At 70.3% G+C, this 26,720-nt stretch carries 22 protein-coding genes; 12 read left to right on the forward strand and 10 right to left on the reverse strand.

What is annotated here, in order from left to right; genetic code table 11:
- Window positions 1–147: 147 nt before the first annotated feature.
- The 3 genes from F8566_RS22640 to F8566_RS22650 all read left to right on the forward strand — a co-directional run bounded on the left by F8566_RS22640 (window position 148) and on the right by F8566_RS22650 (window position 2,685).
- On the forward strand, window positions 148–870 hold the full coding sequence (locus tag F8566_RS22640; RefSeq protein ID WP_151562973.1) for an SDR family NAD(P)-dependent oxidoreductase: 723 nt from the start codon (window positions 148–150) through the stop codon (window positions 868–870).
- Complete coding sequence (locus F8566_RS22645) at window positions 860–1,378, forward strand: MarR family winged helix-turn-helix transcriptional regulator (protein WP_151562975.1); 519 nt, start codon at window positions 860–862, stop codon at window positions 1,376–1,378. Before F8566_RS22640 ends, F8566_RS22645 begins: the two co-directional genes overlap by 11 nt.
- A 200-nt stretch (window positions 1,379–1,578) precedes the next feature.
- Window positions 1,579–2,685, forward strand: a complete 1,107-nt coding sequence (locus tag F8566_RS22650; RefSeq protein ID WP_225993417.1) for a methyltransferase domain-containing protein — start codon at window positions 1,579–1,581, stop codon at window positions 2,683–2,685.
- A 13-nt stretch (window positions 2,686–2,698) separates the two neighbouring features.
- Here F8566_RS22650 and F8566_RS52330 read toward each other — a convergent pair whose 3' ends face one another.
- Window positions 2,699–2,827, reverse strand: a complete 129-nt coding sequence (locus tag F8566_RS52330; RefSeq protein ID WP_264159386.1) for a hypothetical protein — start codon at window positions 2,825–2,827, stop codon at window positions 2,699–2,701.
- 305 nt (window positions 2,828–3,132) lie between these two features.
- Window positions 3,133–3,930, reverse strand: a complete 798-nt coding sequence (locus F8566_RS22655) for a class I SAM-dependent methyltransferase (RefSeq protein WP_192809810.1) — start codon at window positions 3,928–3,930, stop codon at window positions 3,133–3,135.
- A 105-nt stretch (window positions 3,931–4,035) separates the two neighbouring features.
- Between F8566_RS22655 and F8566_RS22660 the strand changes: the two genes are divergently transcribed.
- Window positions 4,036–4,728 (forward strand): winged helix-turn-helix transcriptional regulator, encoded by a 693-nt coding sequence (locus F8566_RS22660; RefSeq protein WP_151562977.1) that lies wholly within the window; start codon window positions 4,036–4,038, stop codon window positions 4,726–4,728.
- A gap of 16 nt (window positions 4,729–4,744) precedes the next feature.
- Here F8566_RS22660 and F8566_RS22665 read toward each other — a convergent pair whose 3' ends face one another.
- The 3 genes from F8566_RS22665 to F8566_RS22675 form a co-directional block, all read right to left on the reverse strand.
- Window positions 4,745–5,686 (reverse strand): endonuclease/exonuclease/phosphatase family protein, encoded by a 942-nt coding sequence (locus tag F8566_RS22665; RefSeq protein WP_151562979.1) that lies wholly within the window; start codon window positions 5,684–5,686, stop codon window positions 4,745–4,747.
- A gap of 73 nt (window positions 5,687–5,759) precedes the next feature.
- On the reverse strand, window positions 5,760–8,138 hold the full coding sequence (locus F8566_RS22670) for an ATP-binding cassette domain-containing protein (RefSeq protein WP_151562981.1): 2,379 nt from the start codon (window positions 8,136–8,138) through the stop codon (window positions 5,760–5,762).
- A 105-nt stretch (window positions 8,139–8,243) separates the two neighbouring features.
- Window positions 8,244–12,344, reverse strand: coding sequence for a HEAT repeat domain-containing protein (locus tag F8566_RS22675; protein ID WP_151562983.1), 4,101 nt, complete (start codon window positions 12,342–12,344; stop codon window positions 8,244–8,246).
- Window positions 12,345–12,561: 217 nt separating this feature from the next.
- On the opposite strand from F8566_RS22675, the gene F8566_RS22680 reads away from it, so the two are divergent.
- On the forward strand, window positions 12,562–14,133 hold the full coding sequence (locus tag F8566_RS22680; protein ID WP_151562985.1) for a sialidase family protein: 1,572 nt from the start codon (window positions 12,562–12,564) through the stop codon (window positions 14,131–14,133).
- Between the two features lie 151 nt (window positions 14,134–14,284).
- Window positions 14,285–15,211 carry an NADP-dependent oxidoreductase gene (locus F8566_RS22685; protein ID WP_151563146.1) on the forward strand — a complete coding sequence of 309 codons (927 nt, stop codon included), beginning with the start codon at window positions 14,285–14,287 and terminating at the stop codon, window positions 15,209–15,211.
- A 45-nt stretch (window positions 15,212–15,256) separates the two neighbouring features.
- Here the strand turns inward: F8566_RS22685 and F8566_RS22690 are convergent, their stop codons facing one another.
- Complete coding sequence (locus F8566_RS22690; protein ID WP_225993418.1) at window positions 15,257–16,255, reverse strand: zinc-dependent alcohol dehydrogenase family protein; 999 nt, start codon at window positions 16,253–16,255, stop codon at window positions 15,257–15,259.
- Window positions 16,256–16,356: 101 nt separating this feature from the next.
- On the opposite strand from F8566_RS22690, the gene F8566_RS22695 reads away from it, so the two are divergent.
- Both F8566_RS22695 and F8566_RS22700 read left to right on the forward strand, forming a co-directional pair.
- Window positions 16,357–17,205 (forward strand): helix-turn-helix transcriptional regulator, encoded by an 849-nt coding sequence (locus F8566_RS22695; protein WP_151562987.1) that lies wholly within the window; start codon window positions 16,357–16,359, stop codon window positions 17,203–17,205.
- Window positions 17,206–17,319: 114 nt separating this feature from the next.
- Window positions 17,320–18,207 carry a TIGR03620 family F420-dependent LLM class oxidoreductase gene (locus F8566_RS22700; protein WP_151562988.1) on the forward strand — a complete coding sequence of 296 codons (888 nt, stop codon included), beginning with the start codon at window positions 17,320–17,322 and terminating at the stop codon, window positions 18,205–18,207.
- Between the two features lie 19 nt (window positions 18,208–18,226).
- Here F8566_RS22700 and F8566_RS22705 read toward each other — a convergent pair whose 3' ends face one another.
- Window positions 18,227–21,220, reverse strand: coding sequence for a BRCT domain-containing protein (locus F8566_RS22705; RefSeq protein ID WP_151562990.1), 2,994 nt, complete (start codon window positions 21,218–21,220; stop codon window positions 18,227–18,229).
- A gap of 25 nt (window positions 21,221–21,245) precedes the next feature.
- Window positions 21,246–21,914 (reverse strand): LLM class flavin-dependent oxidoreductase, encoded by a 669-nt coding sequence (locus F8566_RS22710; protein ID WP_192809811.1) that lies wholly within the window; start codon window positions 21,912–21,914, stop codon window positions 21,246–21,248.
- Between the two features lie 99 nt (window positions 21,915–22,013).
- Here F8566_RS22710 and F8566_RS22715 point away from each other — a divergent pair, with 99 nt between their 5' ends.
- The 3 genes from F8566_RS22715 to F8566_RS22725 all read left to right on the forward strand — a co-directional run bounded on the left by F8566_RS22715 (window position 22,014) and on the right by F8566_RS22725 (window position 23,929).
- Window positions 22,014–22,799: a DeoR/GlpR family DNA-binding transcription regulator gene (locus F8566_RS22715; RefSeq protein WP_151562994.1), complete on the forward strand. Its 786-nt coding sequence runs from the start codon at window positions 22,014–22,016 to the stop codon at window positions 22,797–22,799.
- 72 nt (window positions 22,800–22,871) lie between these two features.
- Complete coding sequence (locus tag F8566_RS22720) at window positions 22,872–23,249, forward strand: hypothetical protein (RefSeq protein WP_225993419.1); 378 nt, start codon at window positions 22,872–22,874, stop codon at window positions 23,247–23,249.
- Window positions 23,246–23,929 carry an NUDIX domain-containing protein gene (locus F8566_RS22725; protein ID WP_151562996.1) on the forward strand — a complete coding sequence of 228 codons (684 nt, stop codon included), beginning with the start codon at window positions 23,246–23,248 and terminating at the stop codon, window positions 23,927–23,929. The genes F8566_RS22720 and F8566_RS22725 overlap by 4 nt, the downstream gene beginning before the upstream one ends.
- Here F8566_RS22725 and F8566_RS22730 read toward each other — a convergent pair.
- Window positions 23,910–24,539: a S1 family peptidase gene (locus F8566_RS22730; protein ID WP_151562998.1), complete on the reverse strand. Its 630-nt coding sequence runs from the start codon at window positions 24,537–24,539 to the stop codon at window positions 23,910–23,912. The two genes, F8566_RS22725 and F8566_RS22730, sit on opposite strands and share 20 nt — an antisense overlap.
- Before the next feature lie 259 nt (window positions 24,540–24,798).
- Between F8566_RS22730 and F8566_RS22735 the strand changes: the two genes are divergently transcribed.
- The gene (locus tag F8566_RS22735) at window positions 24,799–26,280 is read left to right on the forward strand and encodes a PhoX family protein (protein WP_151563001.1); all 1,482 of its coding nucleotides are present in this window, start codon (window positions 24,799–24,801) and stop codon (window positions 26,278–26,280) included.
- A gap of 24 nt (window positions 26,281–26,304) precedes the next feature.
- Here F8566_RS22735 and F8566_RS22740 read toward each other — a convergent pair whose 3' ends face one another.
- Window positions 26,305–26,604: an ArsR/SmtB family transcription factor gene (locus F8566_RS22740; RefSeq protein WP_151563153.1), complete on the reverse strand. Its 300-nt coding sequence runs from the start codon at window positions 26,602–26,604 to the stop codon at window positions 26,305–26,307.
- Window positions 26,605–26,720: the final 116 nt, after the last annotated feature.

Raw genomic sequence — 26,720 nt, forward strand, 5'->3', positions numbered from 1 at the left:
TCTGGCCGAGAAGGTGCGGCTGAGCGTCTCCAGTGCCGGCGACGCGTTCGTGGACTGGAGACTGCAGGGATCATCCGCGGCTACCGTGCCGCCGCATCGATATCCTTTGCTAGGCTGACTTTAGACCTAAACTCAAGGGAGGTTGGCATGACGCGCACGATCGTGGTCAGCGGCGGTGGCACCGGCATCGGGAAGGCGGTGGCGGCGCGTTTCGCGGCCGACGGGGACCGGGTGGTGATCATCGGCCGCCGTGCCGACGTGCTGGAGGGGACGGCCAAGGAGATCGGCGCCACGGCGCTGCCGGCGGACCTCAGCGAGCCGGCCGAGGTGGAGCGCGTGCGCGCCGAGTTGGCCGAACGCTTCGGCACGATCGACGCGCTGGTCAACAACGCCGGCGGCAACCTCGAGCTGCACGGCGGGTCCGACGGCGTGGCCCAGCGGTGGACGGGCAACTTCCGGGCCAACGTGCTGACGGCGGTGTTGCCGACCGAGGCGTTCGGGGATCTGCTGAACCCCTCTGGGCGGATCGTGTTCATCACCTCGATCGCGGCCATCCGGGGCTCGGGCGGCACGTCCTACGGCCCGATGAAGGCCGCCCTGCACCCCTACGCCTTCGATCTCGCCGCCGCCCTCGGCCCTCGCGGCATCACCGTCAACGTGGTCGCCCCGGGGTTCATCCAGGACACCGAGTTCTTCGGCGGCGCCCTGGACGACGAACGCCACGCGATGCTCGTCGCGCAGACCCACACCGGCAGGGCAGGAACCCCGCGCGACATCGCCGACACCGTGCACTGGCTCACCTCACCCGCCGCCGGGCACATCACCGCACAGATCATCCAGGTCAACGGCGGAGCCGAACATGGCCGCTGACCGCGCCGACGCCATCCAGGACGCCTGGCGGCGCGAGCTGCCAGGCGTCCCGGTGGAGTCGATCGGGATCATCACCCGGATCTGGTGGGCCGCCAAGATCTTCGGCGACCGGCGCCGCCGCCTCCTCGCCGATCTCGGCGTGGACGTCGCCACCCTGGATCTGCTGTCCACACTGCGGCGTTCCGGCCCGCCCTACCGGATGAGCCCCGGCGAACTGGCCGACGCGTGCATGGTGACCCGCGGCGCGATCACCCAACGCGTGGAACGGGCGGTCAAGGCCGGGCTGGTCGAACGGACCGCCACCGGATCGGGTTACCACGCGCGCGCGGTCACCCTCACCGACGCGGGCAACGCCCTGCTCGACCGCGTCGTCGCCGACCTGCTCACCACCGAAGACCAATTCCTCGACCACCTGCCACCTGACCGCCGCACGCAGCTCGCCGACCTGCTACGCGAACTGCTCACCGGACTCGACGGAGCAGAGCAGACCGGACAAGTCGGAGACTGATCCACGCTGATACGCTTTTCGGCCATGACGTACTTCTTCCACCTGCGCTGACCACTCCGTCGGCACGACGAGGATCAACCCGGCGCCGGCGATGCGGGACGGTCGTTCACCGTCCCGGGTTGCGACGTGGGAGAAGACGGCATCATGCGCACACGGCGCGTGTTCGTTCGGCATCTGCGTCCCGGCACGCCGACCGTCTCGTGACGGCGGCGCGCCTGGTGGCGCGGTGCGTACGCGGGCTGGAGCCCGCACTCGGCACGGAGATTCTGCAGACGGGTTCCGCGACCATCGACTGGATCGGTCACCGTGAGGTGGGCTTCCGGACCGGCGACGACGTACGGCTGCGGACCGCGGACGACGTCTTCCTGCTGGTCCGCCGCCGGGACGACGTCGGTCCGCACAAGCGTGACCTCGCCGCCCTGGCCGAGATGGCCCGCACGGTCGACCTGGAAGGTCTCGCACGGGAACGCCGGATACGCGGCGGCCCAGCCGGGTTCGGCGGGATCGAGATTTCGGCGTCCTTCCTGGGGCGCAGGACGTACAACCGCTACGACATCGAGGACGCTGTCGGCGGCGTCCTGGCGGAGCGCGCAGGTGTGCCGTACCACTCACGCCGGCACGGCGAACCTCCGCCGCCCGGCCACAGCGGATGGCGGCTGACGCTGGACGGCACTCACGCCACCCTGCTCCTCCGCTTGGGGCGGCGCCCGGCACACCGGCGCGCCTATAAGAACGCGACCATTCCGGGAACGCTGCACCCGCCGGTCGCCGCCGCCATGGCTCAGGCGGCCGCACTGCATCCGGGCCAGCGGGTGCTTGATCCTTGTTGTGGAGCGGGAACGCTGCTCATCGAGGCCCACCACACGGTGCCGGGCACCGCGCTGCTCGGATTCGACCTCGATCCGGCCGCGCGCCGGGCGGCACGGCAGAACGCCGGGCCATTTCCGATCGCCGTCGAGCACGGCGACGCCGGCGCCCTCCCCGTCGCCGACCGCAGCATCGACCGCGTGCTGTGCAACCCTCCCTGGGGAGAGCAGGTCGGCGCGGGTGGGCGTCTCGCCGGGCACCCGGAGCGATGGTGGCGCGAACTCGCCCGAGTCCTCACCGACGAGGGACGGGCGGTCGTGCTTCTGCCCGAGGCGCGCGGACTGGGCCACGCCCTGGCGCTCGGCTTGGCACCTGTCCACGTGCAGCAACTGAGCCTGTTCGGCAGCCGTCCGCTCATGGTCCAGCTCGAACGCCAACACGACCGGAAACGCTCCCGGGCCAACCGGAGAACGACCTCCACAGGCTCATCACCCAGGTAGAACACCCGTTGGCTCAGCGTCCGCCGTCCGGTTCGGGGATGTCCATGGGAAGACGGCGTGCGGCTAGGCCCGCCCAGCCGAGGGCGAGCGCGGTGGCGTACAGCACGCCCCGGCGCCGAGGCTTGCGCGGCGCGTTCGCCAACGTTCAACCTCGTCGGCATGGGGATCCTGCCGCTGGAGTTCCCGCCCGGCCAGAACGCCGACGACCTCGGCCTGACCGGGGAGGAGACCATCACCATCACCGGACTGGCCCCCCTCAACGAGGGCGTCGTGCCCGCATGCGCAACCGTCCGCGCCGGAAACATCGCCTTCCAGGCCCGGATACGACTCGACGCTCCGCGGGAGGCCAGCCACTACCGCCACGGCGGCGTGATGCCGTACGTCCTACGTGCGATGGCCCCAAGGACCGGCGATGAAGCGGGTTTCTCTCGGTGGCCGTCGGCCATGTCAGATCTTGCGAGCGGTGACCAGGAGGTACTCCCAGTCCATGCCCTCCTCGCCCAGGTGGCTGCGGGCCAGCGCGGCCAGGGCCTCGTCCAGCTCGGCGACGCGTTCGGGGGCGTCGGCGATGTTCCTGTACACGGCGATGGTCGGGCCGTAGAACGCCTTGAAGTAGTCCCGGAACTCCTCCGGCGTCTTGAAGCGGTCGATGCGCACGGTCCGGTGGGTGGCGGTGAAGTCTTCCACCCGGTCGCCGAACAGCGCCTTGACGTGGTCGGGGTCACCCCATCGCGGAGGCGGCTGAGCTCCTGGCGGGGGCGGCGGCGCGTACGGCTTCATCGTGGCGAACATCTGCCCGATGAACCCTTCGGGCGTCCAGTTCAGCAGCGCGATGGTGCCGCCGGAACGGGTGACGCGGACCAGCTCGTCGGCGGCGGCCTGGTGATTCGGTGCGAACATGACGCCGACACATGACATGACGACGTCGAACTCCGCGTCCTTGAACGGCATCGCCTCGGCGTCGGCGACCTCCCAGTTCAGATGCGCGCCGCGTTGAGCCGCGACCGCCTGCCCGGCTTTCAGAAGTTCCGGCGTCAGGTCGCTGGCGACGACGTCCGCGCCGGTCAGGGCGGCGGGGATGGCGGCGTTGCCCGTACCCGCCGCGACGTCCAGCACCCGCTGTCCCGGCCGTAGATCGCATGCCTCGACCAGACTCGCGCCAAGCTCTGGGATGACCTCCCTTGCGAGTGCGGCGTAGTCCCCCTGCGCCCACATCGCCCGGTGCTTGGCCTTCAGTTCACTCATGTGCGCCCCCTCGGTTCCGGCTACGGTCCGAGGCTAAGAATGCGCGGTACGTCTTCTCCAGTACAGGATCTGTACTAGCCGCCAGGCCGGATCTAGCCTGCATCAATGGGGTCCTCGTACCACCAGTTCTGTCCCGTGGCCAAGGCCATGGAACTGCTTGACGAGCGCTGGACTCTGCTCGTCATCCGTGAGCTGCTGTCAGGCAGCCGGCATTTCAACGAGCTGCGCCGCGGCGTGCCACGCATGTCGCCCACCTTGCTGTCCAAGCGGCTGAACCGGCTCGTTCTGGCGGGCGTCGTGAAGCGCCAGGACGAGGGTGACCAGGTGCGTTACCTGCTGACCGAGGCCGGGCTGGAGCTGCGGCCGATCGTGGAGGCGCTCGGCGCCTGGGGCATCCGGTGGATCGGCGAACTCGGCGACGAGGACCTCGATCCGACGTTGCTGCTGTGGGACATGCGCCGCAACGTCAACCATGCCGCCACGCCGCCCGGCCGGACGGTGGTCCTGTTCCGGTTTCCGGATGTGCCCGCGAAGTCCCGGCACTGGTGGCTGGTCATCGCGCAGGGCGAGGCGGACGTGTGCGATTTCGACCCGGGTCACGAGGTCGCGGTGACGGTGGAGACCAGCCTGCGCAACATGGTCGGGGTCTGGCGCGGTGATCTGCGCTGGGCCGACGCGCTACGCAGAGGTGAGCTGACCGTCCAAGGCCCGCAAGAACTGCGGCGTATGGTCCCCAGCTGGTTCACCCTGTCGGGGTTCGCCGAGATCCCACGAGCCAAGCTCGGTGGCACGATCTGAACGGCCGCCACTTCTGTCATGGCAGGCGGAGGGCGGCGAACACCGCGCGATGATCGGTGCCGGGCAGGGAGTGCACGCTGAAGTCCTCCACTGCCATCCGGCGATCTGCGAGAACATGGTCGAGTGTCACCCCCGGGACGTTCCACCAGCGCTGGGGCCAGGTCGGTATCAGCGCCTTCCCCCTGGCGTCTGCGGCGTCCCGGTATCCGCTCCCGAGCAGATCACGCAGGGGACGGTGATCGAGGGTGGAGTTGAAATCACCCGCGAGCACCTTGAGCACGCCGCCCGCTCTCGGCAGGGCCTTGAGGCCGTCGGCCCAGCACGGCGTATCGTGCACGTCGCTGGGAGAGCAAGGATGTACGGAAACCACCTCGACGCGCTGGCCGCTCGGGTGCTGAAGCGTCGCCCGTGCCTGCCGGAATCCGCCGATTTCGATCATCGGTAGTTCGGTGAGCGGGTAACGGGCATGGATGCCGGAGCCCGGCAGGTCGAGGGACGATCGGTCGACGACGTGCGGCAGCAGTGTGCGCAGCCCTGCCCTGTCCAGGTTTCCGGCCGCCTGCGGCGTGATTTCCTGCACCGTCAGCACATCGGGCCGGACGGCGCGTACCAGCTTCATCACGGCAGTCACATCGGCCTGCCCCACCGCCAGATTGACACTGAGCACCCGCAGCCGCGCTCCGTGGGCGGAAGGGTTGCCGTCGGGGAGGAGCCTTGGCATGACGACCGAGGCGAACGCGATGGTCGTGACAAATGCCGTCAACGCCACCGCCCGGCGGCGCAGCACGAGCGTGAGGATCAGGGGCAGGACAGAGGCCGCAGCCACGTAGGGAGTGAAGGCGACGAGCGACACCCAGTGCCAGGTGGGCGTCCAGCCCGAGATCCTCAGGACCGCCCACACGGTGAACGGAAGCACCAGCAGCCAGAGCAGCGCGTCAATCCACCGTGATCGGATCATGGTCCACACGGTAGTCAAACGATCATTGAAGGCTCCTTGAACAACGACGCCGACGAGTGTCTGTGGGGATTGGTCAGGGGGCCACGTAGGCGGCGAGGTGTTGGCCGGTGAGGGTGGATCGGGCGGTGATGAGGTCGGCGGGCGTGCCTTGGAAGATGATCTGGCCGCCGTCGTGGCCGGCGCCGGGGCCGAGGTCGATGATCCAGTCGGCGTGGGCCATGACGGCCTGGTGGTGTTCGATGACGATGACGGATTTGCCGGAGTCGACCAGGCGGTCGAGCAGGGCGAGCAGTTGCTCGACATCGGCCAGGTGCAGGCCGGTGGTCGGCTCGTCCAGAACGTAGACCCCGCCTTTCTCGCCCAGGTGCGTGGCCAGCTTGAGCCGCTGACGTTCACCACCGGAGAGTGTGGTGAGCGGCTGGCCGAGACTGACGTAACCAAGCCCGACGTCGGCGAGCCTGTCCAGGATGGTGCGCGCGGCTGGGGTGCGCGCTTCGCCGGAGCCGAAGAACTCCTGGGCCTCGGTCACCGACATCGCGAGCACCTCACTGATGTCACGGCCGCCGAAGGTGTACTCCAGCACCGATGCCAGGAACCGCTTGCCCTCGCACTCCTCGCACGTCGTCGAGGCACCGGCCATCATCGCCAGGTCGGTGTAGATGATCCCGTTACCGTTGCAATTGGGGCAGGCACCTTCGGAGTTGGCGCTGAACAGCGCCGGCTTCACCCCGTTGGCCTTGGCGAACGCCTTACGGATCGGGTCGAGCAGCCCGGTGTAGGTCGCCGGGTTGCTGCGCCGCGAGCCCTTGATCGCGCTCTGGTCGATCGACACCACTCCCGCGTCAGCGGGCATCGACCCGTGCACCAGCGAACTCTTACCCGAACCGGCCACACCGGTGATCACGGTCAGCACCCCGAGCGGGATGTCGACGTCCACATCCTGCAGGTTGTGCTTGTTCGCACCACGGATCTCCAGCGTGCCGGTGGGCTTGCGCACGGCGTCCTTGACGGCGGCCCGGTCGTCCAGATGGCGCCCGGTCAGAGTGTCACTGGCCCGCAGCCCCTCGACGGTGCCCTCGAAACAGACCGTGCCGCCTGCTGCGCCGGCGCCGGGGCCGAGGTCCACGACGTGGTCGGCGATCGCGATCATTTCTGGTTTGTGCTCCACGACCAGCACCGTGTTGCCCTTGTTGCGCAGCCGCAGCAGCAGGTCGTTCATCCGCTGGATGTCATGGGGATGCAGCCCGATCGTGGGCTCATCGAAGACGTACGTGACGTCCGTGAGCGCTGAGCCCAAGTGGCGGATCATCTTCACGCGCTGCGCCTCGCCGCCCGACAGGCTGCCGGCGGGCCGGTCGAGGCTGAGATAGCCGAGCCCGATCTCCACGAACGAGTCGAGGCTGTGCCGCAACGAGCCCAGGAGCGGCGCCACCGACGGCTCGTCGAGACCGCGAACCCATTCGGCCAGGTCATTGATCTGCATGGCGCACGCGTCGGCGATGTTGATTCCCGCGATCCGTGAGGAACGGGCGGTCTCGTTGAGACGCGTGCCTTCGCAGTCGGGACAGGTGATGAACGTGACCGCGCGGTCCACGAAGGCCCGGATGTGCGGCTGCATCGCCTCCCGGTCCTTGGCCAGGAACGACTTCTGGATCCGCGGGATCAGCCCCTCGTAGGTGAGGTTGGTGCGGTCGATCTTCACCTTGGTCGGCTCGCGGTACAGGAAGTCGTCCAGTTCCTGCTTGGTGTACTTCCGGATCGGCTTGTCCGGGTCCAGGAAGCCCGCCTCCGCGAAGATGCGCACGTACCACCCGTCGGCGTTGTAGCCGGGGATGGTGAACGGACCCTCATTGAGCGACTTGCTGTCGTCGTACAGCTGGGTCAGGTCGAAGTCGGTCACGCGACCGGTGCCCTCGCAGCGCGGGCACATGCCGCCGAGGACGGTGAACGTCTTCTTCTCAGCCTTGCCCTTGCCTGCGCGTTCGACGGTGATCGCCCCACTCCCCTTCACCGAGGCGACGTTGAACGAGAACGCCTTGGGAGGGCCGATGTGCGGCTGCCCGAGCCTGCTGAAGAGAATGCGCAGCATCGCGTTGGCGTCGGTGGCGGTGCCGACGGTGGAGCGGGGATTGGCACCCATCCGCTCCTGGTCGACGATGATCGCGGTCGTCAGCCCGTCCAGGACGTCGACCTCGGGCCGTGCCAGCGTCGGCATGAAGCCCTGCACGAACGCGCTGTAGGTCTCGTTGATCATCCGCTGGGACTCGGCGGCGATCGTGCTGAACACCAGCGAGCTCTTGCCCGACCCGGACACGCCCGTGAACACCGTCAGCCGGCGTTTCGGGATCTCGACGCTGACGTCCTTGAGGTTGTTCTCGCGCGCACCGTGCACACAGATCAGGTCGTGGCTGTCGGCGATGTGCGGCGTGTCCGTCCTCGGGGCCATGCTCATCGGGTCTCCCTCCGTTTCCGTCCGGGTCTCCATCTGTCTCCGTCAGCGCCGCCTCGCTCGATCTAACCAGCATCGGGCGGTACGTCTCGTTCTCCTTCGAGAGATCTAGCGTCCCGCCGCGATCGCGTCCAGGACGTCGGTGTAGCGGGCGCGGCGGTCGGGACGGGCGCGGCCGGCGGCGTGCTTGAGCGCGGGGACGGCGGGTTCGCCGATGGCCACGAGACCTTCGGCGGCGGCGCTTCGGACGGGCGGACGTTTGTGGGAGAGCAGGGCGATCAGGCCGGGGATCGCCGGTTCCCAGGCGGCGTGGCTCAGCGTCTTGATGGCCGAGCGGACGACGTTGGGCTGCGGGTCGCTCAGGAGCCGCGCCGTCTGCTCCAGGTAGGCGGGCCGGTCGAGAACGGCGCGGGAGACGCGGTGCGCATGCAGCCTGACCCGCGTCTCCGGGTGGGCGATCAGCTTCGCGAGCAGCTCCTGGAGGTCGGGGTCGGTGGTGTGGCGTTCGGCCAGCCGGGTGAGCGCCCGCCTGACCTCGGCGGGGTTGCCCTCGCGAGCCTGTTGGAACAGGTCTGCCCTGGAGGGTTCAGGCGCCGGAGGCCGGCGTTCCCGCAGGGAGGAGAGCGCGGCCTCGTCCTCGCGGGCCGCACCGGGGACGCGCAGCGGACCGTCGACCAGGACGAGGTGGCCGGCGAGATCGTCTCGCCCCTCGCCGCGCAGGCGCTGGACGGTGCGGGTCAGGATGGGGCTACGGGTCAGTGTCCGGCCGGAGATGAGATCCAGGAAGCCCCAGGCGCCCGCGTCCAGGCGGTCGGAGAGTGCGGCGGCCACGATGTCCGCGGGGACGCGGCGCAGGGCGGAGGCGACCGCGTCGCGGACGGCGGAGTCGCCGTGCTCCCAGGAGGAGATCAGCTGCGGTAGGAGCCGTTCGACATCGGCCGGGGACCGGGCCACCAGGCGGGCGGTGCGCTCGGGGTTCGCCGCCAGGTCCGCGGCGGTCGCCGTGGAGAGCACTGAGGCTGACACTGAGACGGGAACGACATCGATCCGGGAGTCCAGGAAGGCGCGCAGGACCGCCCGGCGGACCTCGGGTTCGGGCCAGTCGACGAGGACGCGGGCGGCGGTCTCCCGGCGAGCACTGTCGGGATCGTCCAGCATGGCCAGGAGGCGTTCGCGTTGCGCCTGCGAGCGAGGCTGGTCCAGATCGGCAGGGCGTGGGACGCGGGTCGCCGTTGCGGGGCGGCGGGCCTCCTCGGCGACGGTCCAGGGCGGCGCCCCGAGCGGCTGCAACCCGATCATCTGGTCGAGGAGGGCGGGCTGGACATCCGGTGAAGCCCTCGGGAAGTCGCTGATCAGCGCGTCGAGGCGGGTGCGGGAGGAGTTCCCGTCGTCGGGCACGCCGGGCGGTACGCCGAACGCCTCCCGCAGGACCGTCTCCTGCGTCAGCCAGGGGTTGGGGCCGCTGTGCTCCAGCGCGCGTTCCAGGTCGGACCTGGTCAGAACGGCGTCGCAGCGACGTAGCAGGACGATCGCGGCTCTGCCGAGCGGCATCCGCCGCAGGCGATCGGCCGTCTCCAGCCTCCGGACGGGATCGAACCGGGCGATCACCTGGTCGAGCAGGTCCACGAGCACGTCGTCGTCGTGACCGGGCAGCGCGTCGATCAGCGTCCGGGACGCACGGGCGAAGGTCTCGATCTCCGCGTCCGACCAGGGCGGAGAGCAGAGCCGGAGCGTGAACCGCAGGACTACCAGGTCACCGTCGGCGAGATCCAGCCAGTTCGCCAGGAAGGGCCGCAGCCGCGGGGAGAGTGTGTTCGCGGCCACGACACGGCGCGCGATCCCGGCGTCCCAGGGGCCGGAGGTCAGGGCGTCAACGTCCGAGAGCGGCCGAGTGGGCGCGCCCTCCAGGGGGCGGAGCAGAAGGGTTCGCGTGCGTTCATCCGTGGCGCGGTCCGCGGCGGCGAGGAGGGTGGCGGCGAAGGCGTCGCCGAGGATCGCACGCAGGGCCTCCGTGAGCGCCTCGCGCAGGCCGGGGTTGTCGTGACGGCCGAGCCAGTCCAGCAGCTTGGGCACCGCCTCGGGTGCGCCGGCACGGGCGAGGGCTGCGGCCGCCGTCTTCTTGACGTTCATGGTGGGGTGGTCGAGGCAGGCGGCGATCGCGGGCACGGCCCACGACGCGCCGGCCTCCCCCAGCGCGACGAGCGCCTGCCGCACGGTCTGCGGGTCGTCGGCGGCGGTGAGCGGGATCAGCCTCGCCGACAGCGCCCGCGCGTCCCCGGCGTCGCGCGCGATCAGCGCGATCGTGTGCTTGCGGACGTGCCGGTCCCGATGCCGCAGGAACGGATGGACCCGCGCCCTGACCCGGCAGGAGGGGATGCGGAGGAGGAGGCTGAGCAGGATCGATTGTTCCTGCGGCGTGAGCCTGGGACGTTCCAGCAGGTCCAGGGCGATGCCTGCGGCGAGCGCGTTCCCGGCCTCGGTCTCGTCGGCGGCGTCCAGCAGGCTGCGTGGCCGGATGGCGCCCCGCCGGAAGAGCCGGCCGCCGAGGTCGCGGATCGCGGTCACGGCGTCGTCCGGCACGTGGGGTTCGACGCTCGGCGTGGCGGAACCAGCGCCCGAACGCCAGGCCTCCGCGAGGTCGGACACGATCCGCAGCAGCAGGTCAGCGATCACCGGGACGGTGCTCGCGTCGCCGTTGCGGGCGATCCTGCAGAGCGCCTCGACCGGCTCGCCGGGGTCCAGGGCGGAACGGAGCAGGGCCAGCTCGCGCGGATCCGGGCCGCCCAGGTCGGCGGCGACACGGGGCGGCAGGTCCCGCGGGTTGAGGCGATCCAGGATCGATCGCCGGTCGGCCGGGTCTTCGCTGAGATGCCAGAGGAGTTCCAGGGCGCGGTGGAGGATCGGGTTCAGGTGCGGGGCGACGTCGCCGCCGTCCAGCCCGAGTCCCGCGCGCAGCGCCGCGACGGTCCGCGCACCTCCGATGGCCTCCAGCGCGTCGAGCCCCGCCCGCGGTGCGCGGGGCAGCAGCTCGATGACTGTCTCCTCGGCGGCCTCGTGCCGCAATGCCCGGATCGCCCGCAGAAACGGCGCCGGGTCCTGGGCAGCGCGCGCCAGGGCGGTGACGGCGCCCCCCGCCATCGGCTCGCCGGTGCCCTGCGCGTCGAGCGCGACGAGCAGTTCGAGGCGGCGTGGGTCGTCGGCGGTCAGCTCGCGGACGGCCTCGTGCCGGACCGGGTAGAGGAGGGTGGCGATCTCGTCGGCGGGAGCCGAGTGATCGGCGAGTGCCAGGCCCACGATCGCCGGAACGTCCCGTCCGGACGGGAAGTGGCCGCGCCGGTGCAGCCCGCGCAGGCACGTGATGGCGGGTCCGGCGAGCAGCAGCGGGTCCCGGGCGGCGACGCCGAGCAGATCCGTCACGTCGTCCCGGGTCGCCAGTCCGCCGAGCGCCTCCAGCGCCCGGCGCCGCGGCTCCGGCGGCCACCCGTCGTCGGCGGCGACGTCGCGGAGCAGGGCCTGGTGCCCGTGCCGGGCCGCGACCTCGATCGCCGCGTCGGCCGGTCCCGTTTCGAGGAGGCGGCGCACCTGCTCGTGCGGAAGCGGATCCAGGGCCGCCCAGGGCTCGGCGAGTTCGCGCAAGGCGTCAGGGACGTCGACGGCAAGCCCGATGACGAGCGTCCGCGCCCGGCGCGGGGACAGCAGGGCCGCATGCAGTGCCTCGCGCGTGACCCGGAAAGCCTCCGCCCGCAGTACGGCGTCAGGACGTCCCGCCAGCTCACGGATGAGAAGCTCGGGGTCGTCCAGGTGGACCGCGCCGATCCCGCGCACGGCCTGATAGAGCAGATCCCCGGCCGGTTCTTCCCGTACGGTCTCGGGCCGGTCGGCGATCTCGGCGCTCAGCCACGCGATCTGGACGGGGACCGGCAGATCGGCGGCGCGCCAGTCGGGCCAGGACCGGACGTACCGGCGCAGGCGCAGGTAGATGCGCGCCAGCGCGAGCGCCGCCTCAGCCGACTCGTCCAGGAACGTCGGCAGCGACGAGGCATATGCCGCCGGCTCCGTATCATGACGCGCCCGCTCCGCATGATGGCCGGCCTCAAGGTGTGCGGCAAGGCGCACAAGCCCGGACCGCCGCACCCGCGCGTCCTCATGCCCGATGAGCACAGCCAGTTCCGCGGCGACGGCGGTGGGACGGGGGTCCGTCGATGTCATGGCAACCGATCCTAGGATCGGCACGATCCGGACACCCCTTGATATATGCCGCGTTGATATACGCCGCGCACCGGCAGGGTGTGGCACCTCCACGCCGCGGTCGGTCACCTCGATGTCCGTTACCGGACGTTGACAGGTCTCTTCGGCGGGCGGACGTTGGGCTCGCTCCCGGCTTCAAGGTCGAACTCGACTGCATCCAGTGTCCGAGGAGGCATGAATGCGCAGATCCGCGATGGCACTGACGGGAGCGCTGGCCCTGGTGGTCTCTCCGGCGATCAGTGCGGCAGCCGACCCCGTCACCGCCCGGTCCCCCGTCCAGGTCAGTCCGGAGGGCAGCCCGTTCCCCGGTGCCGGGCCCAAGGGCGCGCCCTGCAACGGCGTGCCGGCCGGCGCCCAGACGGGCACCAACTATCCCGGTACCGAGGTCGAACCGTGGGTGTCGGTGAACCCGAGGCTGAAGTCCAACCTGATCGGGGGCTGGCAGCAGGACCGCTGGTCCAACGGCGGTGCCAACGCCAACCTCGCCGCCTTCTCCCTCGACGGCGGGCGGTCCTGGCGGCTGTCGGCGGTCCAGCCCCGGCACGCGCGCTGCACGGGCGGCACCGCGGCCAACAAGGGCGACTACGAGCGGGCGACCGATCCGTGGACTTCGATCTCCCCCAACGGCAACGCCTACTTCATGAGCCTCGCGCTCGACATCGCGCAGGACGCGAACCATGCCATGCTGGTCAGCAGGTCCACCGACGGCGGCCGGACGTGGGGCCCCACGACGGAGCTGCGCCGCGACACCTCTCCCAACATCCTCAATGACAAGAACAGCCTGACGGCCGATCGCTTCGACTCCCGTTTCGCCTACGCAATCTGGGATCGGCTGGAGATCCCCGACGCGCAGGCCGCCGCCGCGGCCAAGACGACCGGCGGGCGCGGCGTTCTCAGCCGGCGCCTGAACTCCCTCCGCTCGGCCGGTCCGGGTGCCCCCACCGAGTTCCGCGGTCCGACCTGGTTCGCACGGACCGTCGACGGCGGCCGGACGTGGCAGCGCGCACGGCCGATCTTCGATCCGGGCGCGGGCAACCAGACGATCGGCAACCAGATCGTGCAGACCGGCGACCGCGCGCTGGTCAACGGTTTCGACCTGATCTTCGACGCGGACCAGCAGGTGAGCGACTTCAACATCGCCGCACAGCGCTCCACCGACCGCGGCGCGTCCTGGGGCCGCCCGGTGATCGTGGACAGGCATCGGTTCGCCGGCGTGACCGACCCGACGACCGGGGCACCGGTCCGTACGGGCGACATCCTTCCCTCGATCGCCGCCGACCCGCGCCCGGGGAGCAAGACCGTTTACATGGTCTGGCAGGACGCCCGCTCGACGGGCGGCGCCCGTGACCAGATCGCGCTGGCCAAGTCGACCGACGGTGGCCGGACCTGGCGGAACGTGTCGTACGCCATCAACAAGGTGACCTCGACGCAGGCCTTCACCGCAGCGATCGCCGTGCTGCCCGACGGCACGGTCGGCGTGCTTCACTACGACTTCCGCAACGACGATTCCGGAGCGCCGCTGACGACCAGCACCCTGCTGCTGCACTCGCACGACGGCGGCCGGACCTTCAGCGAGACGAAGATCGGCTCCGACTTCGACATGTCCGGCGCCGCCGTGGCCGGGGGCTTCTTCGTCGGCGACTACATCGGACTGGGCACCGGCCCCGGCCGGTTCCACCCGTTCTACGGCGTGGCCACCGGCACTCCCGCCGCACCCGCCGGAAGCATCTTCGCCACCACCGCCCGGTGACCGCCGCCCTACGGATCCGCCCAGTGGCTCGGCAGCCACTGGGCGGATCCACGGGCCCCGGGTTGGCCAGATCCTTACAGATATTGGCAATCAGGCCACTTCCGGCGCCGCCGCCCGAACGGACAGGCTGATCGTCATGACGACAACGCTTATGCGGGCCATCAGCCAGGACGTTCTGGGCGGCCCGGAGGTGCTGAAGGAGATCGAACTCCCCCGGCCCGAGCCCGGGCTGACCGAGGTCCTGGTCCGCGTGCACGCGGCCGGGCTCAACCCCACCGACTGGAAGAACCGGCAGGCCGGTTACACGGTGGGCGAACCGCCGTTCGTCCTGGGCTGGGACGTGTCGGGCGTGGTGGAGAAGGTCGGCGTGGGAGTGGCCCTGCTCAAGCCGGGCGACGAGGTCTTCGGCATGCTCAAGTACCCGCAGGGCCACGGCTCCCATGCCGAGTACGTCGCGGCGCCTTCGAGGTACTTCGCCCGCAAGCCCGCCAACATCGACCATGTGCAGGCCGCCGCCATCCCGTTGGCCGCCCTCACCGCCTGGGAGTCCCTCGTCGACGTCGCCGGCGTCCAGGCGGGCCAGCGCGTGCTGATCCACGCGGCCGCCGGGGGCGTGGGCCATCTGGCCGTGCAGATCGCCAAGGCCCGCGGCGCGTACGTGATCGGCACGGCCAGCGCGCCCAAGCACGACTTCCTCCGGTCGCTGGGGGTGGACGAGCCGATCGACTACCGGACGACCGACTTCGCCGAAGCGGTGAGCGACGTGGACGTCGTCCTGGAGACCATCGGAGGCGACTACGGGGCGCGGTCCGCCAAGGTCCTCAAGCCCGGCGGCGTCATCGTGTCGCTCGCCCTTGGCCTGCTGGAGGAGTTCGACACCACCGGCATCCGCGCCGAGACGCTCCTGGTCGAGCCCGACCACCACGCCATGCAGGAGATCGCCGCGCTGGTCGAGTCCGGCCGCCTGCGCGTCGAGATCGACACCGTGGTGCCGCTCGCGGACGCCGCCAAGGCGCACGCCCACGGCGAGACCAACAGCGCCACCGGCAAGATCGTCCTCTCCGTCGTGGACGCCTAGCGGTGGGGCCGCTCTGAGCTCGATGGAACCTGCACGGCCCGGCGGCTAGTGCCGCACTTCGACGACCACCTTGCCCACGTGGGCGTTGGAATCCAGGTGGCGGTGGGCTTCGACGATCTCGGTGAGATCGAAGGTGCGATCGATCACGGGTGCGAAGGCGCCGGTGTCCAGGCCGGCGGTGATGAAGCGGCGGGCCCGTTCCATCCGCGCCGGGTCGGCTCCGTAGAACATCGGGTTGGCGTACTTGCGCAGATCGAGGGGCCAGGTCCAGGGCAGGGGCGTGGGGCTCGGGTCGAGGTTGGACGTGACGATCAGGGTGCCGTCCGGAGCCACCACCTGGGCGAGGGTCTCCAGACCGGGACCGGCGATCGCGTCGAGGACGAGGGCGGCGCCGCGCCCGCCGGTCAGGGTCTGGACCTCCTTGAGGACATGGTCGGCCGGAACGACGTGGGCGGCTCCGAGTTCGGCCAGCTGCGCGTGCTTGGTCTCGTCGCGTGTGGTGGCGATGGGGATCGCGCCGAGGTGCTTCGCGATGCGGATGGCGGCGATCCCGACCGCTCCGGCGGCGGCGGTGATGAGCACCGTGGCGCCCGGGCGCAGCCGGCCGACTTCGACGAGGGCGCCGTAGGCGGTGGTGTACGCCAGCCAGGTGGCGGCGCCGGTCACCGCGTCGATGCCGGCCGGCCGCTCGATGACCTCGGATGCGGGGACGATGACGCGATCGCCATAGACGCCGTGCGCGGACATGTCGCCGATCGTGACGGTGCTGATCGGGTCGCCGGGCTTGAGGTGGTGAACGTCCTCACCGGCGGCCTCGACCACCCCGGCGGCCTCGTGGCCCAGGCGGGACGAGGGGAGGTCGGGCGAGAGCCAGTACGCGCCGGAGCGGAACAGCGCCTCGGCACGGTTGAGCCCGATCGCATCGATGCGGATACGCACCTCTCCTCGCCCGGGGTCGCCGATCTGGACGTTCTCCAGCCGGAGGACCTCGGGTCCACCGGTCTCGTGGAACAACACTGCGCGGGCCATCTCGTTCGTTGTCATACCGATCAGGCTGGAGGACTCGCGGGGCCGGTGGCAGAGTCGGCTTAGCCAGGGACTGGCGATCCCTGTCTGCGGCTCGGACCGCCTGGCAGGCTGGTGTGGTGGACAAGGATGAGTTCGCCGCGTTCCTCCGTACACGACGGGAACGGCTGCGGCCGGCAGATGTCGGATTGCCCGCAGGACGGCGACGCCGCACGCCGGGGCTTCGCCGCGAGGAGGTCGCGGTCCTGGCCGCCATTTCGGTGGACTACTACACACGGCTGGAGCAGAGCCGCGGCCCTCATCCGTCCAGGCAGGTGCTGGCGGGACTGGCCCAGGCCTTGTGCCTGTCCGGCGACGAACGCACGCATCTCTACCGCCTGGCAGGCGAGTTGCCGGACGGGCCGGCGGGGCCGCGCGGCGATGTCAGCCCGGGCATGCTGCAGATGCTCCACAGGCTCGACGCCATCCCGGCTCTGATCATCGATGCGAAGTTCGAGGTGCTCGCCTGGAACGACCTGGGCGCCGCGCTCATCACCGACTTTTCCACGCTCGCGCCGAAGGAGCGCAATCTGGCACGGCACATCTTCCTGGACAGCACGGCGAAACCGGGCTTCGGCGTGCCCCGGACCGAGCGCTATGCCAGGGACATCGTCTCGGACCTGCGAGCGGCCTCGGCACGCTATCCCGGCTCCCTGGAGATCTCCGAGCTGGTCGCGGAGTTGCTCGACGGCAGCACCGAGTTCGCGGAGTTGTGGGCCGATCACGAGGTCGGCGCGCAACGCACCATGTGCACCACCATCGACCATCCACAGGTCGGTCCGCTGGTCCTGTGCTGCGAGATGCTGAGCATCCCCGACCGTGACCAGCGCCTGGTCCTCTACACGGCCGAACCCGGCTCGTCCTCGTACGAGGCCCTGCGGCTCCTCAAGGTCATCGGTACCCAGGACCTCACCACGAATCGCCGCTGACCTGCTGCTCGATCGAGACATGCCCTGACCGGCACCGCATGCACGTGGCGTTCACATCGTAAATCTGCGATACTTCGATGTGTTCTGATCGGCGACATGTACGAGGGATGTTCGATGGGCAGCATTGACGGCCTCGACCTTGGAACGTTCGGGGTCTACACCTTTGACTTCGAGTTCCAGCCGGCCGCGCAGATGCGCGACTCGGTCCAGGAGCTCGAGGAGCGGGGATGGAAGGCACTCTGGTTCCCCGAGCTGCTCGGGCGCGAGGCGCTCACGCAGGCGGGCTTCCTGCTCGCCTCCACTGAACGGATGCACATCGTCAACGGCATCGCGAAGATCTGGTCGCGCGGGGCGATGTGGACGCATGGCGCCGCCCTCCTGCTTGCCGACGCCTATCCCGACCGGCACGTGCTCGGCCTCGGCTTCGGTGGCAACGACCGCCCCGGCACGACGCCGATGACGGCAATGACCGAATACCTGGACGAGCTCGACGAGCTGGACGCGCGCAAGACGCCCAACCCCGCGCCGAAGGCCCCGATGCGCCGGATCCTGGCGGCGTACGGGCCCAAGATGCTCCAGCTGGCCCGCGACCGCTCGGCCGGCGCCCACTGCTACAAGGTGAACGTGGCGCACACCGCGCACGCGCGGGAGATCTTGGGACCGGACGCGTTCCTGGGCGTCGAGCACGCGGTGCTGTTCGAGACCGACCCCGGCAAGGCCCGCGCGATGGCGCGCGAGCACATGCACGCCTACCTCAACGGCAAGTTCAACATCGCCAAGTTCCGCCGCCTGGGCTACTCGGAGGAGGACATCAGCAACGGTGGCAGCGACCGCCTCATCGACGACTTCGTGTTCTGGGGCGACCTCGACACCATCGTCAAGAAGCTCCATGGCCATGTCGACGCGGGCGCCGACCACGTCACCGTGCAGGTGATCGGCGTCGAACCAGGCCAGTCCGCCATGCCGCACTGGCGACGGCTCGGCGAAGCGCTCCTGTCCTAGGGTGCTCCTGCTCGCCTGCTCACCACGGTGCCTGATTGAAACCGGTGTGAGCCAGCCACAGTGCACTGAAGGCCGACGACGTACGACCGTTGAACTCGTCGTCGTGCGGCAGCAGCTCCAGCAGATCGAGAACGGCGGAGAAGTGGCCGCAGGCGGCGGCGCGTTGGATCAGGAGCTCAATGGGGTGCTGGCGCTGGGAGTGCGGCATGCGCTGGATCTCGGCGTAGCCCTCCGAGAGCTCGGCGAGGTCCTGGGCGGTCGGCGTCAGCGGCCTGATCGGCGGGGTGCCCGCGGCTGCGGCACGGTGGGCCTGGTCGACGCGCTCGTCGTCGACCGCCCAGTTATGGTCGCCCCACGTCTTCAGCAGGTCAGGGCGTCCGGCCTCAGCGAGGACGTGCAGGACCTCGTAGGGCACCTCCCAGCCGGGCAGGCGCTGGAACTCGTACGCCAGGTCCATCCGGCCACTGCGCAGCAGGTAGACCAGCCACTCCGGCTCGGATGCGTAGTCGACCGCGGGGTGGCCGTTGCGATCCGCCAGGATCTCCCGGGCCAGGTCGTCGCGTCCGCACTCCAGCATCGAGTGGAGGACGGCCAGGTGGTCCTCCCACGGGTTGGGCTCGACCGTGATGGCCGCGCGGGCGTACCGGAACCAGTCCCCGGCCGCCCTCGCGTTCCCCATCGCCTGGCAGGCGGCCGCGAACGAGGACGCCGTGTCGGCGTTCATCGGCTTGCCCGCCGCCTGGACGACCCGGGACTCGGCACGGGCGTAGGCGGCGCGCGCGGGGTCCGCCCAGCCGGCCCGAGCGAAGATCACGGCGATGTCGGACGCCGCGGCGATGACGTCCATGGGGTCGGGGATCCCGTCGACCAGGGCCAATGCGCCTTCCGGAGTCCCGTGGCGGGCGCGCAGCCGGGCGGCGGCGCGCAGGTTCCGCCCGATGGCGAAGCCCCAGCGGTCCGGGTCATGGCTGACGGCGCAACGACGAGCGACCTCGTACAGCTCGCCCAAGCCGGCGGTGTTCGCCGGTGGCCATTCCGCCGGATCGGCCACGGGCTCCTGCAGTTCCTCCTCGAACGTACGCAGGAGTTCGCCGTCCTCGGAGTCGAGGACGGCCGCGGCCGCGCGGGCGTCGGGCAGCACCCGCAGGCCGCCCCACCGCACCGGCCAGGCATGGCGGTGCCCTACCGCCCAGGCCAGCACGGAGTCGAGTTCGTCCTCGGAATCGGCAGGAGCGATGACGACATCGGGCTTCAGCGTCATCGCCCAGGTGTCATCGTCGAGCGCGAAGATCTGACGGCTCAGGAGATCGGCGAGGACGTCACCCTCCACGGGGCGCGGCCTCGGCGGAACGCGCAGGAAGGTGAAGTCGCCCACCTCCTCCCCCGTGCCGGCCCGCACGAAGCGGACGCGCCTGGCGTCGACCAGCACCAGCGTGTCGTTCGCGCCCCAGTGGACGGAGTCGGCGTCACCTGCGGAAAGGACGTTCACCTGCTGCGGATCGCGGGGGTCGGCGAAGGACCAGACCTCGACCCCGTCGAGGGTCAGGCAGGCGGCGCGCTCCCCGCCCGGTGCCCAGGCCCAGGGGTTGCGGTCGCCGGTCCAGCGCTCATCGGACTGCCACTCGGGGTGCAGGAGCGGCAGGCTGCCGACGTGGCGCTCACCGTCGAAGATGTGGACGGACGGCGGAGCTTCGATCGTCACGGGAGTCAGCACGGCCAGCCGGTCGGTGCCGGGCGCCCAGTGCAGCGAGCCGGGCTTGCCGAGGGCGAACGGCCCGCAGAGGATCCGGCCGTCGGAGGCGTCGCGGAAGAACAGGCCGCGGTGGGTGACCACGGCGACGCGCCGCCCGTCCGGGCTGAGCTCCGCGATCTTGGCGGGCGCGTACCAGACGACCTGGCGGGTCTCGGCGTCCACGCTGATGGCGTTGGAGCCGAACAGCCGCGTGCCGTCCGGTGACCAGACCGGTCTCTCGATCCACTGCCCGACCTTGAAGCCGTCGTCCTCCCGTGAGTCGGCTTCGTCGAACGCCCTGCGCACACGGTCGGGAAGGTCGCGCGCCATCAGGTAGGGATGGTCGCCGTCCGCGTGGCTGGGCAGCCAGTACAGGACCCCGCGGTCCATGGGGAGCAGGCAGCCCTGCAGCCCGCCGTCGCCGTTGGTGCCGCAGTGGTAGTAGGCGCTCCGGCCATCGGGCGAGAGCGCGTACTCCGACGGGCGCGAGTTGCCGTCCGACACGTCGATCGTGGCGAGCGGCTCGCTGTCCTCGCGGTTCCAGACGCCGACCATGTTGGTGCAGTGGGCAACGGCGACACGGGACGAGTCGGCGGACCACTGGATCGACCGCGCGTAGTCGGGCCATCCGACGCCGCCCATGATCCCGTCCACGGTGTGCACGCACCGCCCGCTGGCGACCTCCCAGATCTGCAGGACCCCGCCCGCGTCGTAGTCGTCGCCGACCCAGCTCCCCGTGGCGAGGTGGCGACCGTCGGGGCTCAGCGCGTGAGCGACGATCTCCACATCGTGCCCGTACGAATGCAGCAACCGCGCCCCGGTCTCGACCAGCCGCCGCGTGGCCAGCCGGTGGACGTCGGTCACTCCCGCCTCGCGTTCCAGGCTCTCCAGACGAGCCCGCAACGGCGGAAGGTCGCGCTCCGGAACGAACGCGGACCAGTCGGCCCCGTCGAGCAGAGCCCGCAGCGCGTCGGCGTCGCCCGCAGCCTCCAGGGTGCCCGGAGTCAGAAACGGCCGCAGCGCGGGAGCCGGCGGAACGATGCCTTCCTCGCGTTCGAGCATGCCCGCCAACGCGGCCTCGTCGAAGTACGGCTTCTGAAGCATCGTGTCGGTTCGCGGGATGGGCCCCCGCTCGCCGGACGCGATGAAGATGAGGTCGGTCTCCTCGGTCACGTCATCGGCCACCCGGGCCCCGGCCGCCTGCAGCCGGCGTACGGCCTCGTCCCTCCCCAGCGTCGAGAAGTTCCCGTACAACACGACGTTCCGTCCACGCAATTTCATGATCACGAAACCCTACAACGTGTCACTACGCCAATCCGCCCCGAATGCGACAATTGGCGCCCACCTCACCGGCGGCCTGTTCCAGCACCGCGAGCTGGGCTCGGGCCTGATCCCCGCGGGGCCACAGGACGGCCAGGGTCGTGATGCCGATCTGCTCATATCGGCCCAGGCAGTCACGGAACGCCTCGATCGAGGCCAGCGGGCGCTCGCCCCCGTACCCCAGCACCGCCAGGCGGGGCAGCGTGCCGGGGTCGCGGCCCTGCTCCGCGCAGACCTCGTCCAGCAGAACGATCTGGCGCCGCACCTCGGCGTGAGGCGTGCCGGCATAGGCGCCAGGATCCTGGCCGGCATCCTGGGTGATCCACAGATCGGCGAAGCGGGCCGCCAGCTCCATGCCACGCTTGGCGGTCCCAGCAACGGCCAGCGGGGGCCTGCGGGGTCTGCCACCGCCGATGGCGACCTCGCGAGCGGCGAAGTAGCGGCCGCTGAAGTCGGTGTCGGCTTGGGTCAGCAGCAGATCGGTGAGTTCGACCCATTCGGCGAACCGCGCCGTGCGCTCGGCGCGGTTGAGCGGACCGCCACCGAAGGCGTCGGAGTCTCCGCCGGGCCCGCCGGCGCCGATGCCCATGACGAAGCGGCCACCGGACAGGGCCTCAAGGCTCAGGGCCGTCTTGGCAGAGGTGACGGGAGCCACCACTCGGTGCTGGGCACCACGCCACGCGTACCGGCGCACCTTTCGCGGTTCGCACACAGAGATGTTCGAACGAACATCATAATGTGCTAGAACGGACGGGTGGGCATCGCCAATCGTCTGGACCTGACTCTGCGCCTGGTGCAGGGTTCTGGCCGAGTCTCCGTGTCCGAGCTGTCCCAGCGTCTCGGTGTGTCGGAGATGACCGTGCGCCGGGACCTGGACGCGCTTGAGCGCCAAGGCCTGATCCGCAGGGTGCACGGCGGCGCGGTCCCCGCCCGATCGCGTGAGGAGGACGCGGGATTCTCCGCACGCGAGCCTTGGCAGGCCGCCACCAAGGACCGCCTGGGCGCGGCCGTGGCCGGACTCGTGACACCCGGATCGCGTGTACTGCTGGACGCGGGGACCACGACGGTACATGTCGCAGAACACCTGGCCGCTCGGGCACCGCTGACGGTCGCGGTGCTCAGCCTGCAGACGGCGATGCGCCTGGCCGACCGGCCCGGCGTCGAGCTCCTGATCGTGGGAGGTCGTTCCCGGCCGGGCGAACGGTCCCTGGTCGGGCCGCTGGCCCTGCGCACGCTGGAATCACTGGTCTTCGACTGCTTCATCATGTCCATCGGCGGCGTCCACGCCGAACACGGCTGGTCGGAGTTCTCCCTGGACGACGCGGCCGTCAAGCAGATCGGACTCGCCCAGGCCACCCGCACCATCACGGTGGCGGACGCGACCAAGCTGGGCGTCCGCGCGTTCAGCCAGGTCGCCCCCCTCAGCGCGGTGCACGGTTTCGTCACCGACACCGCCGCCGAGGACGCCGGCACGCACCCCGGCGGCCCGCAGACCTTGGACGCCCTGCGGGACGCGGGCGTGGACGTCCACCTGGCCTGACCCACCGAACCTGGCCTGACCCACCGAACCCTGCCTGACCCACCAACGACGCACACCAAGGAGTGACCTGCCATGAACACCGTTCCGCGCGAACTGATGATCCTCGTCGCCGGCCCCTACCGGTCGGGCACCGGCGACGATCCCCGCAAGCTGGAGGCGAACGTACAGGCGATGAACAAGGTCGCCCTCGAGTTGTTCCGCGCCGGGCATCTGCCCGTCACCGGGGAGGCCCTGGCCCTTCCGCTGCTGGAGACGGCGGGGAGCGCCCGTCCAGGAGACGCCGCGTTCCAGGAGATCTTCCATCCCGTCGCCGAACGGTTGTTGTCCCGCTGCGACGCGGTGCTGCGCATCGGCGGCCCTTCAGAAGGAGCGGACCGGATGGTGGCCCAGGCTCGGGCGCAGGGCACGACCGTCTACACCGATCTCACCGACGTCCCCGCCGCCCGATGACCGCAGGCCTCGACACCCCCGACCGCCGCGGACGCACCGGCCTGGACCAGCACGGCCGCGATCTGGCCCGCAACCCGCGGGTGCGGATCCGTGACGTGGAGGTGCTCGCCTGCGACTGGTACGTCCTGCGCAAGACCACCTTCGACTACCAGCACAGTGACGGCCACTGGAGCCGCGAGCAGCGCGAGACCTACGATCGCGGTGACGGCGCGACCATCCTGCTCTACAACACCGACCAGGAGACCGTGCTGCTGACGCGCCAATTCCGTCTCCCTGCGTACGTCAACGGGCACCCCGACGGCATGCTCGTCGAAACCCCGGCGGGGCTGCTGGACGGAGACGGCCCGCAGGAGGCCATCCGCAGGGAGGCAGCCGAGGAGACCGGGCACACCGTGGGTGTCACCGAGCATGTGTTCGACGTCTACATGAGCCCGGGGTCGGTGACCGAACGCCTGCACTTCTTCGCCGCCCCATATGGCCCGGCAACCGCCACCGGCGACGCGGGAGGCATCGCGATGGAAGGCGAGGACATCGCGATTGTGGAGCTGCCGTTCTGCGAGGCGCTCACCATGGTGCGCAGCGGGCAGATCGCCGACGCCAAGTCCATCATGCTGCTCCAATGGGCCGCCCTGGACGGCCCGTTCCGGAGTACGGCCCTGCCTACTCGGTCACCAGGGTGAGGCCGTAGGCCGCGAGCACGTTGTTGACGGGCTGGAAGTACGAGGGGCAGCCGCCGCCTCCGGTGCCCACCAAGATGCCCTGTGCCTGCCCGTTGGCGATGAGCGGCGCGCCCAGGTCACCGGGTGCGGCGCAGATGCTGGTGCGGATCAGTCCGGTGAGCACGCCCTCGGGGAAGTTGACGGTGATGTTCCGCGCCTGGATCACCCCGCACCGCCAGCCGCTGGCCGCGCCCGCCATGCACACGGCCGATCCCACCGGCGCGGCCTGCCCTCCGCGCACGGTCACGAACGTGCCGTCGTGCCGGTTGACCAGGCCGCGCGGCCGCCAGCTGGTGTTGGTCCTGACCCATCCGCCGCCGCCACCGGGGAAGGTGGATCCCTGCACCGTTCCTTGTGCGACCCCGTTGTGGCCGACTGCGGTCGCACCTGGCGTGCCGCACCTCCCCGTGGTGATGTAGCCGCCCCGGACCGAGAATCCGACCGTGCACCGGCCGGACACCGGTGACGTCGTGAAGGAATCACCGCCCCGGACGTCGTAGACCGCGGCGGCCGTCGCGTGCGGCACCGGCGCCAGGGACAAGGCGGCGAGAACGAGGAGAGTCCGGATCATCGGTTCTCCCGGAGATCGGGGGGAGCTTCCCCGCCATTGAAATCACAGAATCGGAGCCCGATCCATCACCGGATCCGGCCACGGCCCTCAGGCGAGCGCCTCGGCGCCTTTATCGGGATGCGATGCCGCCTTGCCTACAAGTCGATCTCGTGCCGTAATGCACGCAATGGCGTTCACCTGGAAGTGGCATTCCGTTAACCCGGCCGACACTTGCATACGAGCGTCCGACGAACGGCACTCACTTGGGAGGCGTGTAGCCATGGCGCAACTCGACCGCAGGGAATTCCTGACCACCGCAGGCGGAACCGTCGCCGCAGGCCTCGCGATGCAGACCCTGGGCTCCCACGCCGCCTGGGCCGCAGCCGGACGTCCCGGCCATGAACGGGCTGGTTACGGGCCTCTGCGCCGTACCCGCGCCAAGAACACCGGCGAGGAACTGCTCGCCCTTCCCGCCGGGTTCTCCTACACGGTCTTCGGCTTCACGGGGACGCCCATGAGCGATGGCGTGGCCACGCCCATCGCTCATGACGGAATGGCCGCCTTCGCCGGCCCCCGGCCCGGAGCGGTCCGGTTGATCCGCAACCACGAGGTCCGTACGCCGCCCGGCAGCCCGATCGGCCGCGTCCACGTTCCCGGGTCAGCGCGCTATGACGACCTCGGCGTCGCCGGAACGACCACGCTCGACGTCGAGCCGCACACCGGACGCGTACTGCAGAGCTTCGTCAGTCTCAACGGCACCATCGTCAACTGCGCCGGCGGCATCATGTACCGCCACCGCGGATGGCTCACCTGCGAGGAGACCACCGCCGGACCCGCACAAGGCTGGCAGCAGAAGCACGGCTACATCTTCGAGGTCCCGCTGCGCGGCCCCCGGCCCGGCCGCCCCGCGGCCTCCCAGCCGATCAAAGCGATGGGACGTTTCTCCCATGAGGCCGTCGCCGTCGACCCCCGGACCGGCTACGTCTACGAGACCGAGGACGACTCCGGCAAGCCCGACGGCTTCTACCGGTTCCGGCCGCGCAACCCGCATGATCTCTCCGCCGGCGGCGTACTGGAGATGCTCAAGATCAAGGACCGGCCCGGGTACGACACCCGCGAAGGCCAGCGCATGGGCGCACGCCTGCCGGTCGAATGGGTCCGGATCGAGGACCCCGATCCCGACCTGGAGAACGGCGCGGCCACCTGCACCCAGCAGGGCCTCGCGGCAGGCGGCGCCAAGTTCAACCGGCTCGAAGGCTGCTGGTACGGCGCCGGCAGCATCTACTTCAACTCCACCAGCGGCGGCGACGTCAAGAACGGCGACGCCCCTAACCCCGACGGCTACCGAGAAGGCTACGGCCAGGTCTGGCGCTACATCCCCAGCCGCCGGCATCGAGACGGCGGCACCCTCGTCCTCGTCTACGAGTCCCCCGGCCGCAAGGTGCTCGACTCTCCCGACAACCTCACGTTCACGCCGCGCGGCGGCATCATCCTGTGCGAGGACGACGCCTCGTCCGCCGACGCCGACACCCACCCTCTCGCCCCCGACCTCACCAACGTGAACCGGCTCATCGGCCTCGACCCTGGCGGCGCGCCGTTCGAGTTCGCCGTCAACCTCACCGACGACAGCGAGTTCGCGGGAGCCTGCTTCAGCCCGGACGGCTCCACCCTCTTCGCCAACAACCTCGGCAACACCGCAGACCTCACACCCCCAGGCCGCACGTACGCGATCCGCGGCCCCTGGCACCGCGGCCCGCTGTAACCGGCGCGGTCAAAACCGGCGCGGTCAACAGACCGTGGCGGGCGCCTGCGGGGTGAACAGCCCCGACAGCCGGGACAGCGCCTCGGGGACGGCGCGGTAGTACACCCACGTGCCGCGCCGTTCACCGTCGATCAAACCGGACTGGCGCAGGACCTTCAGGTGGTGGGAGATGGTCGGCGCCGTCAGCTCGAACGAGTCGGTCAGGTCGCACACGCAGGCCTCGCCACCCGGATGGGCCGCGATCAGGTTCAGCAGCCGCAGCCGCACGGGGTCGGCCAGCGCCTTGAACACCTTGGCCAGCTCGACCGCCTCGGACTCCGGCATCACGGCGCTCGCGAGCGGCGGGCAGCAGCGTCCTCTATCGGTGATCTCAAGATCCTTCAACTTCGACACGCATCTAATTTGACATCCATCTATGCAATGGTGCAAGCCGAGGCCGA

The sequence above is a fragment of the Actinomadura rudentiformis genome, assembly GCF_008923185.1.
In the GTDB taxonomy this organism is placed as follows: domain Bacteria; phylum Actinomycetota; class Actinomycetes; order Streptosporangiales; family Streptosporangiaceae; genus Spirillospora; species Spirillospora rudentiformis.